A 17,478-nucleotide genomic window follows, 5' to 3' on the forward strand; every position below is an offset into this window, starting at 1 on the left:
GTATACAAAAAGCGACAAAATAAGACAGAATCTTTCGTTATTTTCCAAAGTATTGATTTTACTGCATTTTGAATGCGTTTTCATTATTGGTAAGACCACTTTTAAAAGTTGGCACGGTATTTGCTTTATAAATAGACGAGGGACGACGGAAAGGGTTGATTACAAAATATGAAGTTAGAATACTTAATTGATCAAGCAGCAGGAAAGCCTAAAAAAACTGTGGCTGTAGCAGTAGCTGAAGATCATGAAGTAATTGAAGCTGTAGCGAAAGCAATTAAATTACAGCTAGCTCAATTTCGTCTATATGGAAATCAAGAAAAAATAATGGGGATGCTACAAGAACATGGTTTACAAACTTCAGAACATGTTGAAGTGATTGCAGCAATGTCTAGTGCTGAAGCTGCAGAACTTTCTGTTAAAGCTGTGAGAAATGGTGAAGCAGATGTGCTTATGAAGGGGAACATCCCAACAGCGAATATTTTGAAGGCTGTGTTAAACAAAGAGTGGGGCCTACGTAAAGGTAGCGTACTTTCACATGTAGCAGCATTTGAAGTTCAAAATTACGACCGTCTTATTTTCGTTACAGATGCAGCGATGAACATCGCACCTGACGTAACACAAAAAGCTGCTATTATACAAAATACTGTAGAAGTTGCCCAGGCAATAGGAATCGACTTGCCCAAAGTGGCACCAATCGCAGCAGTAGAAGTTGTGAATCCAGCGATGCAGGCGACAATTGATGCAGCGATGTTAACACAAATGAATCGCCGCGGACAAATTAAAGATTGTATCGTTGATGGACCACTTGCTTTAGATAATGCAGTATCACAAATTGCAGCAGAGCATAAAGGCATAGTAAGTGATGTAGCAGGTAAGGCAGATATTTTACTCGTCCCAACGATTGAAGCTGGAAATGTGCTATATAAATCACTCGTATACTTTGCGGATGCAAAAGTAGGAGCAATGATTGCTGGCGCAAAAGCACCGATTGTTTTAACATCTCGTGCTGATTCAGCAGAAACAAAAGTATATTCATTAGCATTGGCAGTTGCGACTGCTTCAAAATAAACCAAAAAGGGTAAAACATTAGGGGGAAACGACAATGACATTAGAAATCTTCGAATACTTAGAAAAATATGATTATGAGCAAGTAGTATTTTGTCAAGATAAAGAATCTGGTTTAAAAGCAATTATTGCAATTCATGATACAACACTTGGACCGGCTCTTGGTGGAACAAGAATGTGGACATATGATTCTGAAGAAGCGGCGATTGAAGATGCATTGCGTCTTGCAAAAGGGATGACATACAAAAACGCAGCAGCTGGTTTAAACTTAGGTGGTGCGAAAACAGTAATTATCGGTGATCCTCGTAAAGATAAGAGCGAAGCAATGTTCCGTGCACTAGGACGTTATATCCAAGGACTAAACGGACGTTACATTACAGCTGAAGATGTTGGTACAACAGTAGATGATATGGATATTATCCATGAAGAAACTGACTTTGTAACAGGTATCTCACCATCATTCGGTTCTTCTGGTAACCCATCTCCAGTAACTGCATACGGTGTTTACCGTGGTATGAAAGCAGCTGCAAAAGAAGCTTTCGGTACTGATAATTTAGAAGGAAAAGTAATTGCTGTTCAAGGCGTTGGTAACGTAGCATATCACCTATGCAAACATTTACACGCTGAAGGAGCAAAATTAATCGTTACAGATATTAATAAAGAAGCTGTACAACGTGCTGTAGAAGAATTCGGTGCATCAGCAGTTGAACCAAATGAAATTTACGGTGTTGAATGCGATATTTACGCACCATGTGCATTAGGCGCAACAGTTAATGATGAAACTATTCCACAACTTAAAGCAAAAGTAATCGCAGGTTCTGCAAATAACCAATTAAAAGAAAATCGTCACGGTGACATCATTCATGAAATGGGTATTGTATACGCACCAGATTATGTAATTAATGCAGGTGGCGTAATTAACGTAGCAGACGAATTATATGGATACAATAGAGAACGTGCACTAAAACGTGTTGAGTCTATTTATGACACAATTGCAAAAGTAATCGAAATTTCAAAACGCGATGGCATAGCAACTTATGTAGCGGCAGATCGTCTAGCTGAAGAGCGCATTGCAAGCTTGAAAAATTCTCGTAGCACTTACTTACGCAACGGTCACGATATTATTAGCCGTCGCTAATCATTCATATATAACTTTTACAAAAGGCGTGGTTACCTCTTATGAGGTTTCCACTTCCTTTTGAATTTATTAGTGGAGGTAGCAACATTGTCTGTAAATCGAATTCTTGTTATTAACCCAGGTAGTACATCCACAAAAATTGGTGTTTTTGATAATGAAAGACCCGTTTTAGAAGAAACGATTCGTCATGACGTAGAACAGATTGGGAAATACAAGCGAATTATCGACCAATATGAGTTTCGAAAAGAAACGATTTTAGAAGTTCTACATTCTCATGGTATTAACATTTCAAAATTAAACGCTGTTTGTGGACGTGGTGGATTACTTCGTCCAATCGAAGGCGGTACGTATACAGTAAACGATGCGATGTTAGAAGATTTAAAAAATGGGTTTAGCGGTCATCACGCTTCAAACCTTGGAGGCATTTTAGCATATGAAATTGCTTCTGGATTAAACATTCCTGCATTTATTGTGGATCCTGTCGTTGTAGATGAGATGGAGCCAGTTGCTCGTATAAGTGGTATTGCTGGTATGGAACGTAAAAGTATCTTCCATGCATTAAATCAAAAAGCAGTTGCTCGTAAAGTAGCCGAACAGTTAAACCACAAATATGAGGATTTAAATTTATTAGTTACACATATGGGCGGTGGTATTACAGTTGGTGCTCATAAAAAAGGAAGAGTAATCGATGTGAATAACGGTTTAAACGGAGAAGGACCATTTAGTCCAGAGCGTGCTGGTACAGTACCAGTAGGGCAACTAGTAGAAATGTGTTTCTCTGGTGAGTATTACCGAGATGAAATGATTAAAAAGCTTGTCGGACAAGGTGGACTTGTAAGTTTAATCGGTACAAATGATGCGATTAAAGTAGAGAAAATGGTTGAAAAAGGTGATCCTGAAGCAACTCTTATTTATAAAGCAATGGCATATCAAGTTGCAAAAGAGATTGGCGGAGCTAGCGCTGTACTTCACGGGAAAATCGATGCAATCGTATTAACTGGTGGACTGGCATACAGTAAAATTCTTGTCGATGAAATAAAAGAGCGAGTGGACTGGATTGCAGATGTTATCGTACATCCAGGCGAAGATGAGTTAGAAGCGTTAGCAGAAGGAGCACTTCGTGTATTACGTGAAGAAGAAGCTCCAAAAGAATATGTTGTACGTGAAAAAGAAACGGTAGCTAGGGGTTGAGATAATGGCAAAAGAATATGATTTAGTCATCGTTGGCGGCGGTACTGGTGGATATGTTGCTGCAATTCGTGCATCACAACTAGGGTTAAAAACTGCACTAGTCGAAAAAGAAAATCTTGGTGGTACTTGTTTACACAAAGGATGTATCCCTAGTAAAGCTCTTTTACGTAGTGCGGAAGTATATGCAACTGCTAAAAAAAGCGAAGAGTTCGGAGTTATTGCAAGCAATGTAGAACTAAACTTTGCGAAAGTACAAGAGCGTAAAGAGAAGATTGTAACGCAGCTTCATAAAGGCGTTCAACACTTAATGAAACAAGGTAAAATTGATGTGTTTGAAGGTATTGGCCGTATTCTTGGCCCATCTATTTTCTCTCCGATGCCAGGGACAATTTCAGTTGAACTTGCAAGTGGAGAAGAGAATGAAATGTTAATTCCAAAAAATGTACTTATTGCAACAGGTTCTCGTCCAAATTCATTACCAGGTTTAGAATTAGACGGAGAGTACGTAATGTCTTCAGATCATGCCCTAAAAATGGAAACGCTTCCTAGTTCGATTATTATCGTTGGTGGCGGTGTAATCGGTATTGAGTGGGCATCTATGCTTGCTGACTTCGGTGTAGAAGTTACAGTATTAGAGTATGCAAAAACAATATTACCACTAGAAGATCAAGACGTTTCAAAAGAAATGCAACGTCTATTCAAGAAAAAAGGTATTAAAGTGGTAACTGGTGCAAAAGTATTACCAGAAACATTGGTAAAAGATAATGGAGTAACAATCCAAGCTGAACACAACGGTGAAAATAAAGAATTTAAAGCAGAAAAAATGCTTGTATCTGTAGGAAGACAAGCGAATACGCAAAATATTGGCTTAGAGAACACAGATATCGTTGTGGAAAAAGGATACATTCAAACAAATGAGTTTTATCAAACGAAAGAATCGCATATTTACGCAATTGGAGATGTAATCGGTGGCCTGCAACTTGCTCACGTTGCTTCTCATGAAGGAATTGCTGCAGTAGAACATATTGCAGGGAAAGAAGTTACACCAATTGATTACTCTATGGTATCAAAATGCGTATATAGCAGTCCAGAAGTTGCTTCTGTCGGTTTAACAGAACAAGAAGCGAAAGAAAAAGGCTATAAGTTAAAAGTAGGTAAGTTCTCATTCCGCGCAATCGGAAAAGCACTTGTATACGGAGAATCAGATGGTTTCGTAAAACTTGTAGTTGATGAAGAGACAAATGACATTCTTGGTGTTCATATGATTGGACCACATGTAACAGATATGATTTCTGAAGCGGGTCTTGCAAGAGTACTTGATGCAACACCTTGGGAAGTAGCACATACAATTCATCCGCATCCATCATTATCTGAGGCGATTGGTGAAGCAGCACTTGCTGTAGATGGAAGAGCGTTACACGCATAAAAATGTGGATTTAGGAGGTTATGAAAAATGGCAGAAGTAAAAGAAAAGCGCCATGAAGAGCTTGGCTTAAGTGATGAGCAAGTATTAGAAATGTTCCGTACGATGTTACTTGCACGTAAAATTGACGAACGTATGTGGTTATTAAACCGCGCTGGTAAAATTCCATTCGTAATTTCTTGTCAAGGACAAGAGGCTGCACAAGTTGGAGCGGCGTTCGCTCTTGATAGAGAGAAAGATTATGCATTACCATACTACCGTGATATGGGTGTTGTACTAGCATTTGGTATGACAGCTAAAGAGCTTATGTTGTCTGCTTTTGCGAAAGCTGGAGATCCAAACTCTGGTGGTCGTCAAATGCCTGGTCACTTCGGTCAAAAGAAAAATCGTATTGTTACAGGTTCATCTCCAGTAACAACACAAGTACCACATGCAGTTGGTATTGCACTAGCTGGAAAAATGGAGAAGAAAGATTTAGTAACGTTCGTTACATTTGGAGAAGGCTCTTCAAACCAAGGTGACTTCCATGAAGGGGCAAACTTTGCTGGTGTACACAAACTACCTGTTATTTTTATGTGTGAAAATAACAAATATGCAATCTCTATTCCAGTTGAAAAACAATTAGCATGTAAAAACGTATCAGATCGTGCGATTGGTTACGGTATGCCTGGATATACAATAGACGGAAACGATCCACTTGCAGTATATAAAGCTGTAAAAGAAGCAGCAGATCGCGGTCGTCGTGGTGAAGGACCAACTTTAATTGAAACAGTATCATATCGTTTAACAGCACATTCTAGTGACGATGATGATCGTGTTTATCGTGATAAAGAAGAAGTAGAAGAAGCAAAGAAAAAAGATTCAATTATAACATTCGCAGCTTATTTAAAAGAAGCTGGTGTGTTAACTGAGGAATCCGAAAAACAAATGTTAGACGAAATTATGCATATCGTAAATGAAGCAACAGAATATGCAGAAAATGCTCCGTATGCAGCACCTGAAGATGCATTGAAGCACGTATACGCAGAATAGGGGGGAACGTTTCATGGCTGTAATGTCTTATATTGATGCTATTACATTAGCAATGCGCGAAGAAATGGAACGCGATGAGAAAGTATTCGTTTTAGGAGAAGATGTTGGTAAAAAAGGTGGCGTGTTTAAAGCGACACACGGTTTGTATGATCAATTTGGTGAAGATCGTGCGCTTGATGCACCGCTTGCAGAATCTGCAATTGCTGGGGTAGCAATTGGTGCAGCAATGTATGGTATGCGTCCAATCGCTGAAATGCAGTTTGCTGATTTCATCATGCCAGCAGTAAACCAAATTGTTTCTGAGGCGGCAAAAATTCGTTATCGTTCTAATAATGATTGGACTTGTCCAGTTACAATCCGTGCACCATTTGGCGGGGGGGTTCACGGTGCATTGTATCATTCACAATCTGTAGAAGCGATGTTTGCAAACCAACCAGGTTTAAAAATCGTTATCCCTTCTACACCATATGATGCAAAAGGCTTATTAAAAGCAGCCATTCGTGATGAAGATCCAGTATTATTCTTCGAACATAAACGTGCATATCGTTTAATTAAAGGTGAAGTACCAGAGGATGACTACGTATTACCAATCGGAAAAGCAGATGTAAAACGTGAAGGTGATGATATTACAGTTATCACGTACGGATTATGTGTTCATTTTGCTCTTCAAGCGGCTGAAAAGTTAGCACAAGATGGCATCTCTGCACACATTCTTGATTTACGTACTGTATATCCATTAGATAAAGAAGCAATCATTGAAGCAGCTTCTAAAACAGGTAAAGTTCTTCTTGTAACAGAAGACAATAAAGAAGGAAGCATTATGAGTGAAGTGGCAGCAATTATCGCTGAAAACTGTCTATTTGATTTAGATGCGCCAATCGCACGTCTTGCAGGTCCAGACGTTCCAGCAATGCCATATGCACCAACAATGGAAAAATTCTTTATGGTAAATCCAGATAAAGTTGAAAAAGCAATGCGTGAACTTGCGGAATTTTAATCGGGGGGACTATACATGGCTGTAGAAAATATTACAATGCCTCAGCTCGGGGAGAGCGTTACAGAGGGCACAATTAGTAAATGGCTCGTTAATGTTGGCGATCACGTAAATAAGTATGATCCGCTTGCAGAAGTAATGACTGATAAAGTAAATGCTGAAGTACCATCTTCTTTCACGGGTGTTGTGAAAGAGTTAATCGCTGGTGAAGGTGATACGTTAGCTGTAGGTGAAGTAGTTTGTGTTATTCAAGTAGAAGGCGCAGATGAAGTAGCAGCAACAGCTGTTGAGGAAAAAACTAAAGAAGAATTAAAGGCAGAAGTAGCTACGTCTGAAAAAGCACCGAAAGTAAAACAACCAACTGATGGAAAACCACGTTTTTCACCAGCTGTGTTAAAGCTTGCGGGTGAGCATAACGTTGATTTAGATCTAGTAGAAGGTACGGGAGCAAACGGCCGTATCACTCGTAAAGATATTTTAAAGCTAGTGGAATCTGGAAATATCCCACAAGCAGGTGCGGCGAAGAAAGAGGAAGCTGTAGCGGCAGTAGTAGAAGCTCGCCCAGAAGCACCAAAAGCAGCACCAGTAGCGCAAAAAGTAGAAGCTGCGAAACCAGTTTCTGTACCTACAATGCCTGGAGATATCGAAATTCCAGTAACAGGTGTGCGTAAAGCAATCGCAGCAAACATGTTACGTAGTAAACACGAAGCACCACATGCTTGGATGATGATTGAAGTAGATGTGACAAACCTTGTGTCATACCGTAACTCAATTAAAGGTGACTTTAAGAAGCGTGAAGGCTTTAACTTAACGTTCTTTGCTTTCTTCGTAAAAGCAGTAGCACAAGCGTTAAAAGAGTATCCTCAAATTAATTCAATGTGGGCTGGCGATAAAATTGTTCAGAAGAAAGATATTAACCTTTCTATCGCTGTTGCAACAGAGGAAGAACTATTTGTACCAGTAATTAAGCAAGCGGACGAGAAAACAATTAAAGGTATCGCTCGTGAAATTACAGAACTTGCAGGAAAAGTACGTACGAAATCGTTAAAAGCAGACGAAATGCAAGGTGGAACATTTACAATTAATAACACAGGATCATTCGGTTCTGTTCAATCTATGGGTATTATTAATTACCCACAAGCGGCTATTTTACAAGTTGAATCAATTGTAAAACGCCCAGTAATTATGGATAACGGTATGTTCGGTGCTCGTGATATGGTTAACTTATGTTTATCACTTGATCACCGAGTACTTGATGGTTTAATTTGTGGTAAGTTCTTAGGACGTGTTAAAGAAATTTTAGAAAACATGTCAGAAAATAATACATCTGTATATTAATAAAAAGCTCGCTTATGCGAGCTTTTTATTATCTTATTTCTTCATCTACATCCTACTATATGTATAAATATCTTTCCCAGTAATCTTACAATAAACGATTATGTATTAGGAATTTACGAAAATACATTGCTGATATATGGTATATGGATATAAAATAAGAAAAGAATAATTTTTTTGGCAAATCTTACTGATGAAACTGTAGTATAATATATTGTATTGTATGAAAAAGAGAGTTATTCTATATAAGTGTTTTATAGATAATGTGTAATCAGTCGTCAAAACATGAAGAATGTTGACTCCTGGTTTTTTATTTTTGCCGTAACAATGTTTCAGGAGGATGTCATGAAAAGAAGTACCGAGTTTCTAAAAAGTTTAGATGTAAAATTAATTTTAATTTTGTGTGCACTATGTGTGACGAGTATAGCTGCTATATATAGCAGTCAGCAAACGGGACAGTATGGAGCTGCAAACTTTGCTATGAAACAAGGTGTTAACTACATAATTGGGGTTGTATTGTTACTTCTTGTTGCAAGCATCGACTTAGATCAATTGCAAAAATTATCTTGGCCGCTTTATATTGCTGGATTTGCTTCACTTATTCTTTTGAAAGTATTACCACCATCAGGTTTTACACCTGAAAAATTAGGTGCAAAAAGATGGTTTGTTTTCCCAGTATTTGGGCAAATTCAGCCGTCTGAGTTTTTCAAAATTGCATTGCTACTTGTAGTAGCGAGTATAGCAGTGAAACATAATGCACAGTATATGGCAAGGACATTCCAAACAGATTTAAAGCTAGTAGGTAAAATTATGCTAGTGTCACTTCCACCTATGGCGGTTGTATATAGTCAACCTGATACAGGTATGGTGTTCTTATATGCTGCTGCTATTGCATGTATTTTATTTATGTCAGGTATTCAAAAGAAATTGATAGCATTATGTACAGTTATTCCGTTGACCATATTATCTGCTTTAATATTTATTTTCTTTAAGTATCAAGACTTTTTCTATAATAATTTAGTTACTTTACTAAAGCCTCACCAACAGTCGCGTATTGTAGGTTGGTTAAATCCATTTGAAAATGCAGATCAAGGTTATCAAACACAGCAATCGATTTTAGCTGTAGGTAGTGGAGGAATGGAAGGTAAAGGGTTTGGGGGAGGAAGCGTCTATATTCCAGAGAAGCATACTGACTTTATTTTCGCTACAATTGCCGAAGAAGGTGGATTTATCGTAGCAGCCTTAGTTGTCTTCTTGTTCCTATTACTACTATATCGAACAATTATTATTGGTTATTCCGCTGATAATTTATTTGGTACATTATTATGCGCTGGATCAATCGGTATATTAACAGTTCAAATATTCCAAAACATCGGTATGATCGTTGGATTAATGCCTGTAAAAGGTATTGCATTACCTTTCTTATCGTATGGGGGAAGTTCCTTATTCTCAAATATGATTATGATGGGGCTCATATTATCGGTACGGAAAACGTATAAAAAATATATGTTTTCAGTTAAGTAAAAAAAGCTGGTTCGTTTTTAAACGAACCAGCTTTTTTACATATATGCTCATAAACGTTGCAAACTAAAACAGGATAGCAGTTTGAGACGGGTAAGGAGTGCAAAGTGATGCATATGCATATTTTTGAAGGAGCACGACATCTTTCTAATAGTGAATGGGTTATTCGGGCTATTATAGCATACATATTTTTAATATTAGTTGCGAAAGCGATGGGGCAAAGGTCTATCGCACAACTTCGTTTTTTAGATGTTGTATTAGTGTTATTGCTTGGTGGGAATATTTCTAACGCATTGTCTGATGAAAAAGTAGGGTTACTGGGATCGATGATTACAACGTTCATACTTGTTGTACTTCATATTATAAGCTCAGTTTTAATGCTGAAATGGGATAGATGGAGACGTTTTTTAGAGCCTGCACCTATTATTCTTATACACAATGGTTCCATTAATTTTAGCAATTTGAAAAAGGCGAGAATTACCTTGGAATATTTGTTTTCGGAACTTCGTATGCGAAATGTGAGCGATATTCAAACGATTAAATTAGCATTATGGGAAGCAAATGGTGTCGTTTCTATATTTCGGTATCCAGAATATGAAGCAGTTTCGCGGCTTGATCTTAAAGTGGCGGGAAAAAAATCTCCAGTTTCTTTTGTATTAGTAAAGGATGGGAGGATACAGAAAGATGTTCTTGCATTATTAGGAAAAACAGAAGCGTGGGCGAGAGAATTTCTAGAGGAGAGTACAGAAGTCGAATCTATTATGTTAGCTACAGTAGATGAATCACATAAAATAAATATTTTGTTAAAAAAATGAAAAATATACGCATTTTGTCGTTTCGTACATATGATACAATAGTGTGGACAACGAAAAAGGAGGCGATACGGTGGGATATGTAGAAGAATTACGAAAAATAGTTGGTCATCGCCCTTTAATTTTAGTTGGTGCTGTTGTACTCGTTATAAATGAAAATGGATATGTTTTATTGCAGCAGCGGACAGAGCCGTACGGAAAATGGGGGCTACCTGGCGGGCTAATGGAGCTTAGTGAATCACCAGAAGAAACAGCTTATCGTGAAGTATATGAAGAGACAGGAATAAAAGTGAAGAACTTGCGACTAATCAATGTATTTTCTGGAGCGAACTACTTTACAAAATTAGAAAACGGTGATGAATTTCAATCTGTAACAACCGCCTATTATACGGATGAATACGAAGGGGATTTTGTTATGAATAAAGAAGAAGCAGTTCAGCTTAAATTCTTTTCAGTAACAGAACTACCTGACTATATTGTAGGATCGCATAAAAAAATGATTGCTGAATATATGAAGATTATGGAAAAAAAGATATAATAATAGTGAAAGAAATACAAAAACACAGCTCTGGTTGGTAGTCCAGACGCATGATTTCATGTCAGTAACCTTCCCCTCCGGGATGTCCCGTATTTCTAATCTTTTAAAGGAGGGGCTGTCAATGGATTTGACAGTATATCACGATGGCCAATTTTTTGTTGGAATCATTACATGTAAAGAAAAAGGGAAATTGTATGGGGCGAGGTATATTTTTGGGGCGGAACCGTCAGATGAAGAAGTGCTTATGTTTGTGAATGGTTCACTTTTAGAGCATTTTCAGCACTTTGCAAAATGTGGTGTAGAAGTTAAAGAAAAACAGCGTCCTAAAAACATAAAGCGTATCATACGACAAGCAGCAAAAGAAACAACTATTAAACGTTTTACTAAGGCGCAAGAGGCGATTAGTTTATCTTATGAATTGCATAAACAAGAAAAGAAACTGCAGTCTAAAGAGAAGCGAGAAGCTGAAAAAGAAAGAAGACGTTTAATGAAAGTACAAAAAGCAAAGCAAAAACATCGTGGTCATTAAAGAAAAGGTGTTAGAGCAAGAGCTCTAACACCTTTTCTATACTTAAATACAAGTAAACTTACTTGTATTTCATAAACATTAACTGGTAAGATACAAATAGGTAGTTTTAGAGGAGGGAAAAGAGTGATTAATTTTAACTTTTTTATGAATGATGTTGTCCGCCAAGCGCGTGAAGAGATTGTCTCTGCTGGATATACAGAATTGACGACGCCGGAAGCGGTAGAAGAAGCGTTTAAAAGAAATGGAACAACACTTGTAATGGTAAACTCTGTATGTGGTTGTGCAGGTGGTATTGCTCGTCCTGCTGCTGCGCATTCCGTACATTATGATAAACGTCCTAACCACCTTGTAACGGTGTTTGCAGGTCAAGATAAAGAAGCGACAGCAAGAGCGCGTGAATATTTCGAAGGGTACCCACCTTCTTCTCCATCATTTGCTTTATTAAAAGATGGAAAAATTGTAACGATGGTAGAGCGTCATGAAATTGAAGGTCATGAACCGATGCAAGTTATTGCGAAACTACAATCATATTTCGAAGAGAATTGTGAAGAACTATAAAAAATAAGAGAAAAGGCGGCACGTCCACAATCAAGTGGATGTGCCGCCTTTTTTATTTATTATTAAAATTTCTGAGATATGCATAGTTATGTTATTTTATGCATCATTTTATACATAACAAACAGCGTTTATATTGTTTCATTATTTATTTTTATTTTATATATTGCATAAAAATAAAAGTGCTGATACAATACAAACATCGAATAAATATTCTATTAAACTTTTAAATATACATTATTAGGGGGAAGAAAGATGAAGAAGTTAGTATCAATATCGTTTGCACTTATTTTAATTGTAAGTATATTCAGCGCTTGTAGTAATGGGGAATCGAAAGAAACAAAAGGAAATAAAAAAGTACTCGTAATGGGAACTTCAGCAGATTATAAACCTTATGAATATGTAGATGCGTCAAAGAGCGATGAAATTATTGGCTTTGATGTTGATGTTGCTAAATATATCGGAAAAGAACTTGGGTATGAAGTGAAAGTGAAAGATATGGATTTTGGTGGTTTATTAGCATCTCTTAGTTCAGGAAAAGTTGATTTCGTAATGGCAGGTATGACGCCAACTGCAGAGCGTAAAAATAATGTTGATTTTACAGATATTTATTTTGTTGCGAAAAATATGGTCGTTTCTAAAAAGGATTCTAACATTAAATCTGTAGAGGATTTAAAAGGGAAAAAAGTAGGGGTACAAACAGGGTCTATTCAAGAAGAGAAAGCTTCAGAATTTAAAAAACAAGTAGATTTCCAAGTTGAGGGACGTGACCGTATACCAGAAATCGTACAAGAAATTAAAGCTGGTCGTTTTGACGCTGCAATTATAGAAGATACAGTTGCTAAAAATTATTTAGAGAAAATGAAAGATTTACAAGGAATTGAAATTAAAGAAGCACCAGAAGAAGTTGGAGCAGCAATTGCCCTTCCGAAAAACAGTGATAAAACAGCTGAATTTAATAAAGTAATTAAAAAAATGCAAGAAAATGGAGAAATGGATAAATTAGTGAAGAAATGGTTTGGCAGCGGAAAATAAGCTGCCTTTCACTTTTCTGTGAGGGGAATGAAAAGAATGAACTTAGATTTTTCGGCGATTACGCCTTCGATACCATATATACTAAAAGGTTTAGAAGTTACTTTGAAAATTGTAGCAGTATCAGCTTTAGCAGGATTTATTTTAGGAACGCTATTAGCACTTTGTAAAATTGCTAGAATACGAGCATTAAATATAGCAGCAGATTTTTATACATCAATTTTTCGTGGTACACCCCTTGTATTGCAATTAATGATTATTTATTTCGGCGTCCCACAAATAATTGGTTATGAAATACCAGCATTCTTAGCTGCTGTACTTGCATTTAGCTTGAATTCAGGTGCATACATGTCAGAAGTAATTCGTGCTGGTATTCAAGCGGTTGATAAAGGACAAACAGAAGCAGCAATGGCTTTAGGGATACCGTACGGAAAAATGATGAGAAATATTATTTTCCCTCAAGCATTAAAAAATATATTACCAGCGCTTGTGAACGAATTTGCGACACTTACGAAAGAATCGGCTGTAGTAACAGTAATAGGCGCGACTGATTTAATGCGTCGTGCTTACATTGTAGGCGGTGAGACATTTAAATATCTTGAACCATTACTTTTTGTTGGACTGATTTATTATATGTTAGTCATTATTCTTACATTAGTCGGGAAGGCAATTGAAGGGAGAATGAAGAAAAGTGATTAAAATTGAAAACCTTCATAAATCATTTGGTAAAAACGAAGTATTAAAAGGAATTACAACAACAATTGAAAAAGGGGAAGTAGTCGCAATTATAGGGCCTTCTGGATCAGGAAAATCAACATTTTTACGTTGTATGAATATGTTAGAAGCACCAACGGATGGTCACATTTGGATTGGGACGGAAGAAGTAACGAATCCGAAAACGAATGTTATGCATGTTCGTGAAAATGTCGGTATGGTATTTCAACATTTTCACTTATTTCCTCATATGACTGTATTAGAAAATATTACGTATGCCCCTATCAATGTAAAAGGGGTAACGAAGCAAGAAGCTGAAAAGAAAGCTGAGAAACTTTTAGAAAAGGTTGGATTAGTAGATAAAAAAGATACGTATCCAAATCGTCTTTCGGGAGGACAAAAGCAACGTGTAGCAATTGCAAGAGCGTTAGCGATGGAACCGGAAGTTATGTTATTTGATGAACCGACATCGGCGCTAGATCCAGAGATGGTGAAAGAAGTGTTAGAAGTTATGAAATCGTTAGTTACGACAGGAATGACGATGGCTATCGTTACACATGAAATGGGCTTTGCAAAAGAAGTGGCAGATCGTGTTCTTTTCTTGGACGGAGGAAAGCTTGTAGAAGATAGTGCGCCAGAAGAATTTTTTGCAGCGCCGAAAAGTGAACGTGCGCAACAATTTTTACAAAAAATATTGTAATATGAAAAGGTTATGTGAATAATAAGTAGAAAAGGATGACATTGTGTCATCCTTTTTTTATACTAGCTGTAAATACGTTTATACATATAGGAGTAATGATATGTTTAAAATTGGATATCGTACAGTAAAAACAGCAATAGGGACAGGTGCGGCAGTTTTTATTGCTCAGTTATTAGGGTTAGAATTTTATAGTTCAGCAGGCATTTTAGTTATTTTATGTGTACAAAATACGAAGCGCAAATCACTTCAAGTGTCGTTACATCGTTTTCTAGCGTGTGTATTATCAATGGCATTCGCGTTTTGTATTTTTGAAACGATTGGCTATACACCACTTGCAATTAGCATATTGTTACTTACATTTATTCCGACTGCAGTAATGCTTAAAATTCAAGAAGGTATTGTCACGAGTTCAGTTATTGTTATGCATCTATATTCATTGAAGCAAATTACATGGCTTATAGTTGGAAATGAAATTGCTATATTAACGATAGGGATTAGCGTGGCGTTATTAGTAAATATGTATATGCCGAGTAGTGAAAATAAGCTAAAAGAGTATCAGGATAAAATAGAGAATAATTTTAAAACGATTTTGTTTGAAATGGTTGTGTATTTACGAAATCGAGAAAGTAGTTGGAGTGGAGCAGAACTCATTGAAACCGAGAATATGTTAAATGAAGCAAGAGATTTATCGTTTAAAAAACTTGAGAATGCATTTATGCGAGAAGATGATTATTACTATCGTTATTTTAATATGCGTATGCAACAATTCGAAATTTTAGAGCGAATGATACCACTAGCAGCTTCTTTATCGTGGACATATGAACAAGCTGACATGATTGCAGATGTTGTTGAAAACATTGGTAATGCTATTAGCCCTGAGAGTACTGGCGTTATTTCCTTAAGGCAGCTTCAAGAAATGAGGGAATTATTTAGAGACATGCCATTGCCAGCTACACGCGAAGAATTTGAGATACGTGCGAAACTTGTTCAACTTGTGTATGAAATGGAACAATATTTACTCATTAAAAGTCGCTTTAAGGGAAAGGATAATATAAAAGAACTTATATAGAAGGTAGGAATTATCTATGCCGTATCTTCTCTCTATCATATTATGTCTTTCTTTATCACCGATTTGGCCTCTTGGGGATAATCCACGTGCCGGAGATCCTTTTATTATTGTAAATAAAGCAACGAATAAATTAGCTTACATTGACGATGGAAAGATTCAAAAGGTTTTTCCAGTAGCGACAGGGAAAACGAATGAATTAACTCCAGAAGGAACTTTTGATGTTGTAATGAAAGCAAAGGATCCGTATTACATTGCGAAGGATATTCCAGGTGGATCGCCAAAAAATCCACTTGGGTCAAGGTGGATTGGATTTAATGCAAGAGGAACTGATGGAAGTAAATATGGAATACATGGAACAAACCAACCGAGTTCAATTGGAAAGTATATTTCACAAGGGTGTATAAGAATGAAGAAAAACGATGTGGAATATTTGTTTGATCGCATTCCAATTGGAACGAAAGTATGGATTGTGAAATCGAAAAAATCATTTCAGCAATTGGCAAAAGAAAAAGGAGCCGTTGCATATGAAAAAGCCAACGAAAAGGTTGGCTTTTTCTATTATAATAAGTTGTCTTGACATGTGTACATAACCGTGCGTTAATGAGAGTATAGAAAGATAAAATTAGATAAAGGGGTTGCTCATATGTACTTGAATCCAAAACTTTCGTATATGCAGTTTTTTATGGGATTTCTATTTGTTATTACATTCATATTGGCAACTTTTAATATATGTTCTTATCTTGTAGCGATTGTATGTATGGCATTACTTAATCTCACTTTTGTTATTGGGGCATTTCAGCAGAAACAATATACAAGTTTTGTAATAGCGCTTGTAATGTCATTTTCCTTTAGTATTGTAGCGATTGTGTTTTATATAAAATAAACCATCTCGATGTCGAGATGGTTTATTTTGTTATGTGTAAAAAGTAAAAAAAGGACGAACACATTGCCCTTTTTACCAAAACATACTCGCGCCAGCAAGTAATGTTGTTACAAGCATAGAAATTAGCATCACATAAACCATAACTTTTTGAGCTTTTTTATGCATCGTTATACCTCCTTGCAAATCAGTACAATTTCATTGTAACGAGAAATGAAATTATGGACAAGGGGAGAGTGAGGACAAAATTCGGGAGGGGATTGCAAAATATAACAGGAAATTTGAGAGTGTGTAGAGAATATAGTAAAAGGGTATATTGTTAATTTTTAGTTGGGCAAGCTGAAGAATGGAGATACGATGATGAAAATATACGAAACAGATCGTTTATACTTAAGGGAAATTGATGAGTCGTATGCTGAAACAGTTCTTCAATATTACGACAGAAATCGTGAATTTTTAAAAGCTTGGGAAGAGTATAGACCGGATGATTTTTTTACGCTAGATTATCAAAAGAAAAAGTTGCAAAAGGATAGAAAAGAGTTCGAAGAAGGGAAAATCATCAGACTATGGATTTTTAAAAAGGGTGATGATACGAAAATAATTGGGTGTATTTCATTTAATTTAATCGTTCGTGGCATTTATCAATCTTGTGTACTCAGTTATAAATTAGATAAAGCAGAGTTAAACAAAGGGTATACGACAGAAGCGCTTAGAAAAGCAATTCAAGTTGCTTTTGGGGAATTTCAGTTACATCGCATAGAAGCTCCGATTATGCCTCGTAATTTAGCATCTATACAAGTAGTAACGAAGATAGGTTTTCAATATGAAGGCGTATCTAGGAAGATGTTAATGGTAAATGGCGTGTGGGAAGATCATATGCGCTGGGTATTGTTAAATGAGTAATAGAAAGCAGATGGTTATCTAGACATGTAAACCATCTGTTTTTTGTC

General features: G+C 36.7%; 20 protein-coding genes. 19 read left to right on the forward strand and 1 reads right to left on the reverse strand.

Translation table 11 applies throughout. From position 1 onward, the window contains the following. Positions 1-168 precede the first annotated feature (168 nt). From yqiS to B9A45_RS08620, 18 genes are all read left to right on the forward strand, one after another. Entirely contained in the window at positions 169-1,068 is a 900-nt protein-coding gene (yqiS, locus tag B9A45_RS08525; protein ID WP_000764670.1) for a phosphate butyryltransferase, read from the forward strand. 34 nt (positions 1,069-1,102) lie between these two features. After that, a complete protein-coding gene (locus B9A45_RS08530) occupies positions 1,103-2,203 on the forward strand; it encodes a leucine dehydrogenase (protein WP_000171357.1) in 1,101 nt (366 codons plus the stop codon). Between the two features lie 87 nt (positions 2,204-2,290). After that, complete coding sequence (buk, locus tag B9A45_RS08535; RefSeq protein ID WP_000115780.1) at positions 2,291-3,394, forward strand: butyrate kinase; 1,104 nt, start codon at positions 2,291-2,293, stop codon at positions 3,392-3,394. A 4-nt stretch (positions 3,395-3,398) separates the two neighbouring features. Next, positions 3,399-4,820, forward strand: a complete 1,422-nt coding sequence (lpdA, locus tag B9A45_RS08540) for a dihydrolipoyl dehydrogenase (protein ID WP_001051289.1) — start codon at positions 3,399-3,401, stop codon at positions 4,818-4,820. 27 nt (positions 4,821-4,847) lie between these two features. Further along, positions 4,848-5,849, forward strand: a complete 1,002-nt coding sequence (gene bfmBAA / locus B9A45_RS08545; protein ID WP_000852551.1) for a 3-methyl-2-oxobutanoate dehydrogenase subunit alpha — start codon at positions 4,848-4,850, stop codon at positions 5,847-5,849. Positions 5,850-5,862: 13 nt separating this feature from the next. Next, positions 5,863-6,846, forward strand: a complete 984-nt coding sequence (gene bfmBAB, locus B9A45_RS08550) for a 3-methyl-2-oxobutanoate dehydrogenase subunit beta (protein WP_000290071.1) — start codon at positions 5,863-5,865, stop codon at positions 6,844-6,846. A gap of 15 nt (positions 6,847-6,861) precedes the next feature. Then, positions 6,862-8,181, forward strand: a complete 1,320-nt coding sequence (locus tag B9A45_RS08555; protein ID WP_084063984.1) for a dihydrolipoamide acetyltransferase family protein — start codon at positions 6,862-6,864, stop codon at positions 8,179-8,181. A gap of 342 nt (positions 8,182-8,523) precedes the next feature. Then, on the forward strand, positions 8,524-9,702 hold the full coding sequence (locus B9A45_RS08565; RefSeq protein WP_000831181.1) for an FtsW/RodA/SpoVE family cell cycle protein: 1,179 nt from the start codon (positions 8,524-8,526) through the stop codon (positions 9,700-9,702). A gap of 107 nt (positions 9,703-9,809) precedes the next feature. Then, a complete protein-coding gene (locus B9A45_RS08570) occupies positions 9,810-10,514 on the forward strand; it encodes a DUF421 domain-containing protein (RefSeq protein ID WP_000550964.1) in 705 nt (234 codons plus the stop codon). Positions 10,515-10,584: 70 nt separating this feature from the next. Next, positions 10,585-11,049 carry an NUDIX hydrolase gene (locus tag B9A45_RS08575; protein WP_000542555.1) on the forward strand — a complete coding sequence of 155 codons (465 nt, stop codon included), beginning with the start codon at positions 10,585-10,587 and terminating at the stop codon, positions 11,047-11,049. A 121-nt stretch (positions 11,050-11,170) separates the two neighbouring features. After that, on the forward strand, positions 11,171-11,578 hold the full coding sequence (locus tag B9A45_RS08580; RefSeq protein ID WP_000366585.1) for a YjdF family protein: 408 nt from the start codon (positions 11,171-11,173) through the stop codon (positions 11,576-11,578). Positions 11,579-11,722: 144 nt separating this feature from the next. Then, positions 11,723-12,136, forward strand: coding sequence for a BrxA/BrxB family bacilliredoxin (locus B9A45_RS08585; protein ID WP_001979317.1), 414 nt, complete (start codon positions 11,723-11,725; stop codon positions 12,134-12,136). A gap of 252 nt (positions 12,137-12,388) precedes the next feature. Further along, positions 12,389-13,168, forward strand: a complete 780-nt coding sequence (locus B9A45_RS08595; RefSeq protein ID WP_000737676.1) for a transporter substrate-binding domain-containing protein — start codon at positions 12,389-12,391, stop codon at positions 13,166-13,168. A 36-nt stretch (positions 13,169-13,204) separates the two neighbouring features. After that, the gene (locus B9A45_RS08600) at positions 13,205-13,864 is read left to right on the forward strand and encodes an amino acid ABC transporter permease (RefSeq protein WP_001046915.1); all 660 of its coding nucleotides are present in this window, start codon (positions 13,205-13,207) and stop codon (positions 13,862-13,864) included. Beyond that, entirely contained in the window at positions 13,857-14,579 is a 723-nt protein-coding gene (locus B9A45_RS08605; protein WP_000590202.1) for an amino acid ABC transporter ATP-binding protein, read from the forward strand. The genes B9A45_RS08600 and B9A45_RS08605 overlap by 8 nt, the downstream gene beginning before the upstream one ends. 100 nt (positions 14,580-14,679) lie before the next feature. Continuing rightward, entirely contained in the window at positions 14,680-15,648 is a 969-nt protein-coding gene (locus B9A45_RS08610; RefSeq protein ID WP_000472665.1) for an aromatic acid exporter family protein, read from the forward strand. 16 nt (positions 15,649-15,664) lie between these two features. Further along, entirely contained in the window at positions 15,665-16,225 is a 561-nt protein-coding gene (locus tag B9A45_RS08615; RefSeq protein WP_001146566.1) for a L,D-transpeptidase, read from the forward strand. A gap of 66 nt (positions 16,226-16,291) precedes the next feature. Further along, the gene (locus B9A45_RS08620; protein ID WP_000281167.1) at positions 16,292-16,531 is read left to right on the forward strand and encodes a DUF3894 domain-containing protein; all 240 of its coding nucleotides are present in this window, start codon (positions 16,292-16,294) and stop codon (positions 16,529-16,531) included. A 72-nt stretch (positions 16,532-16,603) separates the two neighbouring features. On the opposite strand, the gene prli42 is transcribed toward B9A45_RS08620, so the two are convergent. Next, the gene (gene prli42 / locus B9A45_RS32135) at positions 16,604-16,696 is read right to left on the reverse strand and encodes a stressosome-associated protein Prli42 (protein ID WP_000549040.1); all 93 of its coding nucleotides are present in this window, start codon (positions 16,694-16,696) and stop codon (positions 16,604-16,606) included. Between the two features lie 189 nt (positions 16,697-16,885). Here prli42 and B9A45_RS08630 point away from each other — a divergent pair, with 189 nt between their 5' ends. Continuing rightward, positions 16,886-17,431 (forward strand): GNAT family N-acetyltransferase, encoded by a 546-nt coding sequence (locus tag B9A45_RS08630; protein WP_001987197.1) that lies wholly within the window; start codon positions 16,886-16,888, stop codon positions 17,429-17,431. Positions 17,432-17,478: the final 47 nt, after the last annotated feature.

It is taken from the genome of Bacillus sp. JKS001846, assembly GCF_900176455.1.
Taxonomy (GTDB): Bacteria; Bacillota; Bacilli; order Bacillales; family Bacillaceae_G; genus Bacillus_A; species Bacillus_A cereus.

Coding starts and splice junctions, on each gene's coding strand:
- B9A45_RS08615 (WP_001146566.1), top strand. CDS start 15,665: ATGCCGTATCTTCTCTCTATCATATTATGTCTTTCTTTATCACCGATT.
- B9A45_RS08530 (WP_000171357.1), top strand. CDS start 1,103: ATGACATTAGAAATCTTCGAATACTTAGAAAAATATGATTATGAGCAA.
- yqiS (WP_000764670.1), top strand. CDS start 169: ATGAAGTTAGAATACTTAATTGATCAAGCAGCAGGAAAGCCTAAAAAA.
- B9A45_RS08595 (WP_000737676.1), top strand. CDS start 12,389: ATGAAGAAGTTAGTATCAATATCGTTTGCACTTATTTTAATTGTAAGT.
- B9A45_RS08555 (WP_084063984.1), top strand. CDS start 6,862: ATGGCTGTAGAAAATATTACAATGCCTCAGCTCGGGGAGAGCGTTACA.
- bfmBAA (WP_000852551.1), top strand. CDS start 4,848: ATGGCAGAAGTAAAAGAAAAGCGCCATGAAGAGCTTGGCTTAAGTGAT.
- B9A45_RS08600 (WP_001046915.1), top strand. CDS start 13,205: ATGAACTTAGATTTTTCGGCGATTACGCCTTCGATACCATATATACTA.
- B9A45_RS08580 (WP_000366585.1), top strand. CDS start 11,171: ATGGATTTGACAGTATATCACGATGGCCAATTTTTTGTTGGAATCATT.
- B9A45_RS08620 (WP_000281167.1), top strand. CDS start 16,292: ATGTACTTGAATCCAAAACTTTCGTATATGCAGTTTTTTATGGGATTT.
- B9A45_RS08630 (WP_001987197.1), top strand. CDS start 16,886: ATGATGAAAATATACGAAACAGATCGTTTATACTTAAGGGAAATTGAT.
- B9A45_RS08570 (WP_000550964.1), top strand. CDS start 9,810: ATGCATATGCATATTTTTGAAGGAGCACGACATCTTTCTAATAGTGAA.
- B9A45_RS08565 (WP_000831181.1), top strand. CDS start 8,524: ATGAAAAGAAGTACCGAGTTTCTAAAAAGTTTAGATGTAAAATTAATT.
- prli42 (WP_000549040.1), bottom strand. CDS start 16,696: ATGCATAAAAAAGCTCAAAAAGTTATGGTTTATGTGATGCTAATTTCT.
- lpdA (WP_001051289.1), top strand. CDS start 3,399: ATGGCAAAAGAATATGATTTAGTCATCGTTGGCGGCGGTACTGGTGGA.
- B9A45_RS08610 (WP_000472665.1), top strand. CDS start 14,680: ATGTTTAAAATTGGATATCGTACAGTAAAAACAGCAATAGGGACAGGT.
- bfmBAB (WP_000290071.1), top strand. CDS start 5,863: ATGGCTGTAATGTCTTATATTGATGCTATTACATTAGCAATGCGCGAA.
- B9A45_RS08585 (WP_001979317.1), top strand. CDS start 11,723: ATGAATGATGTTGTCCGCCAAGCGCGTGAAGAGATTGTCTCTGCTGGA.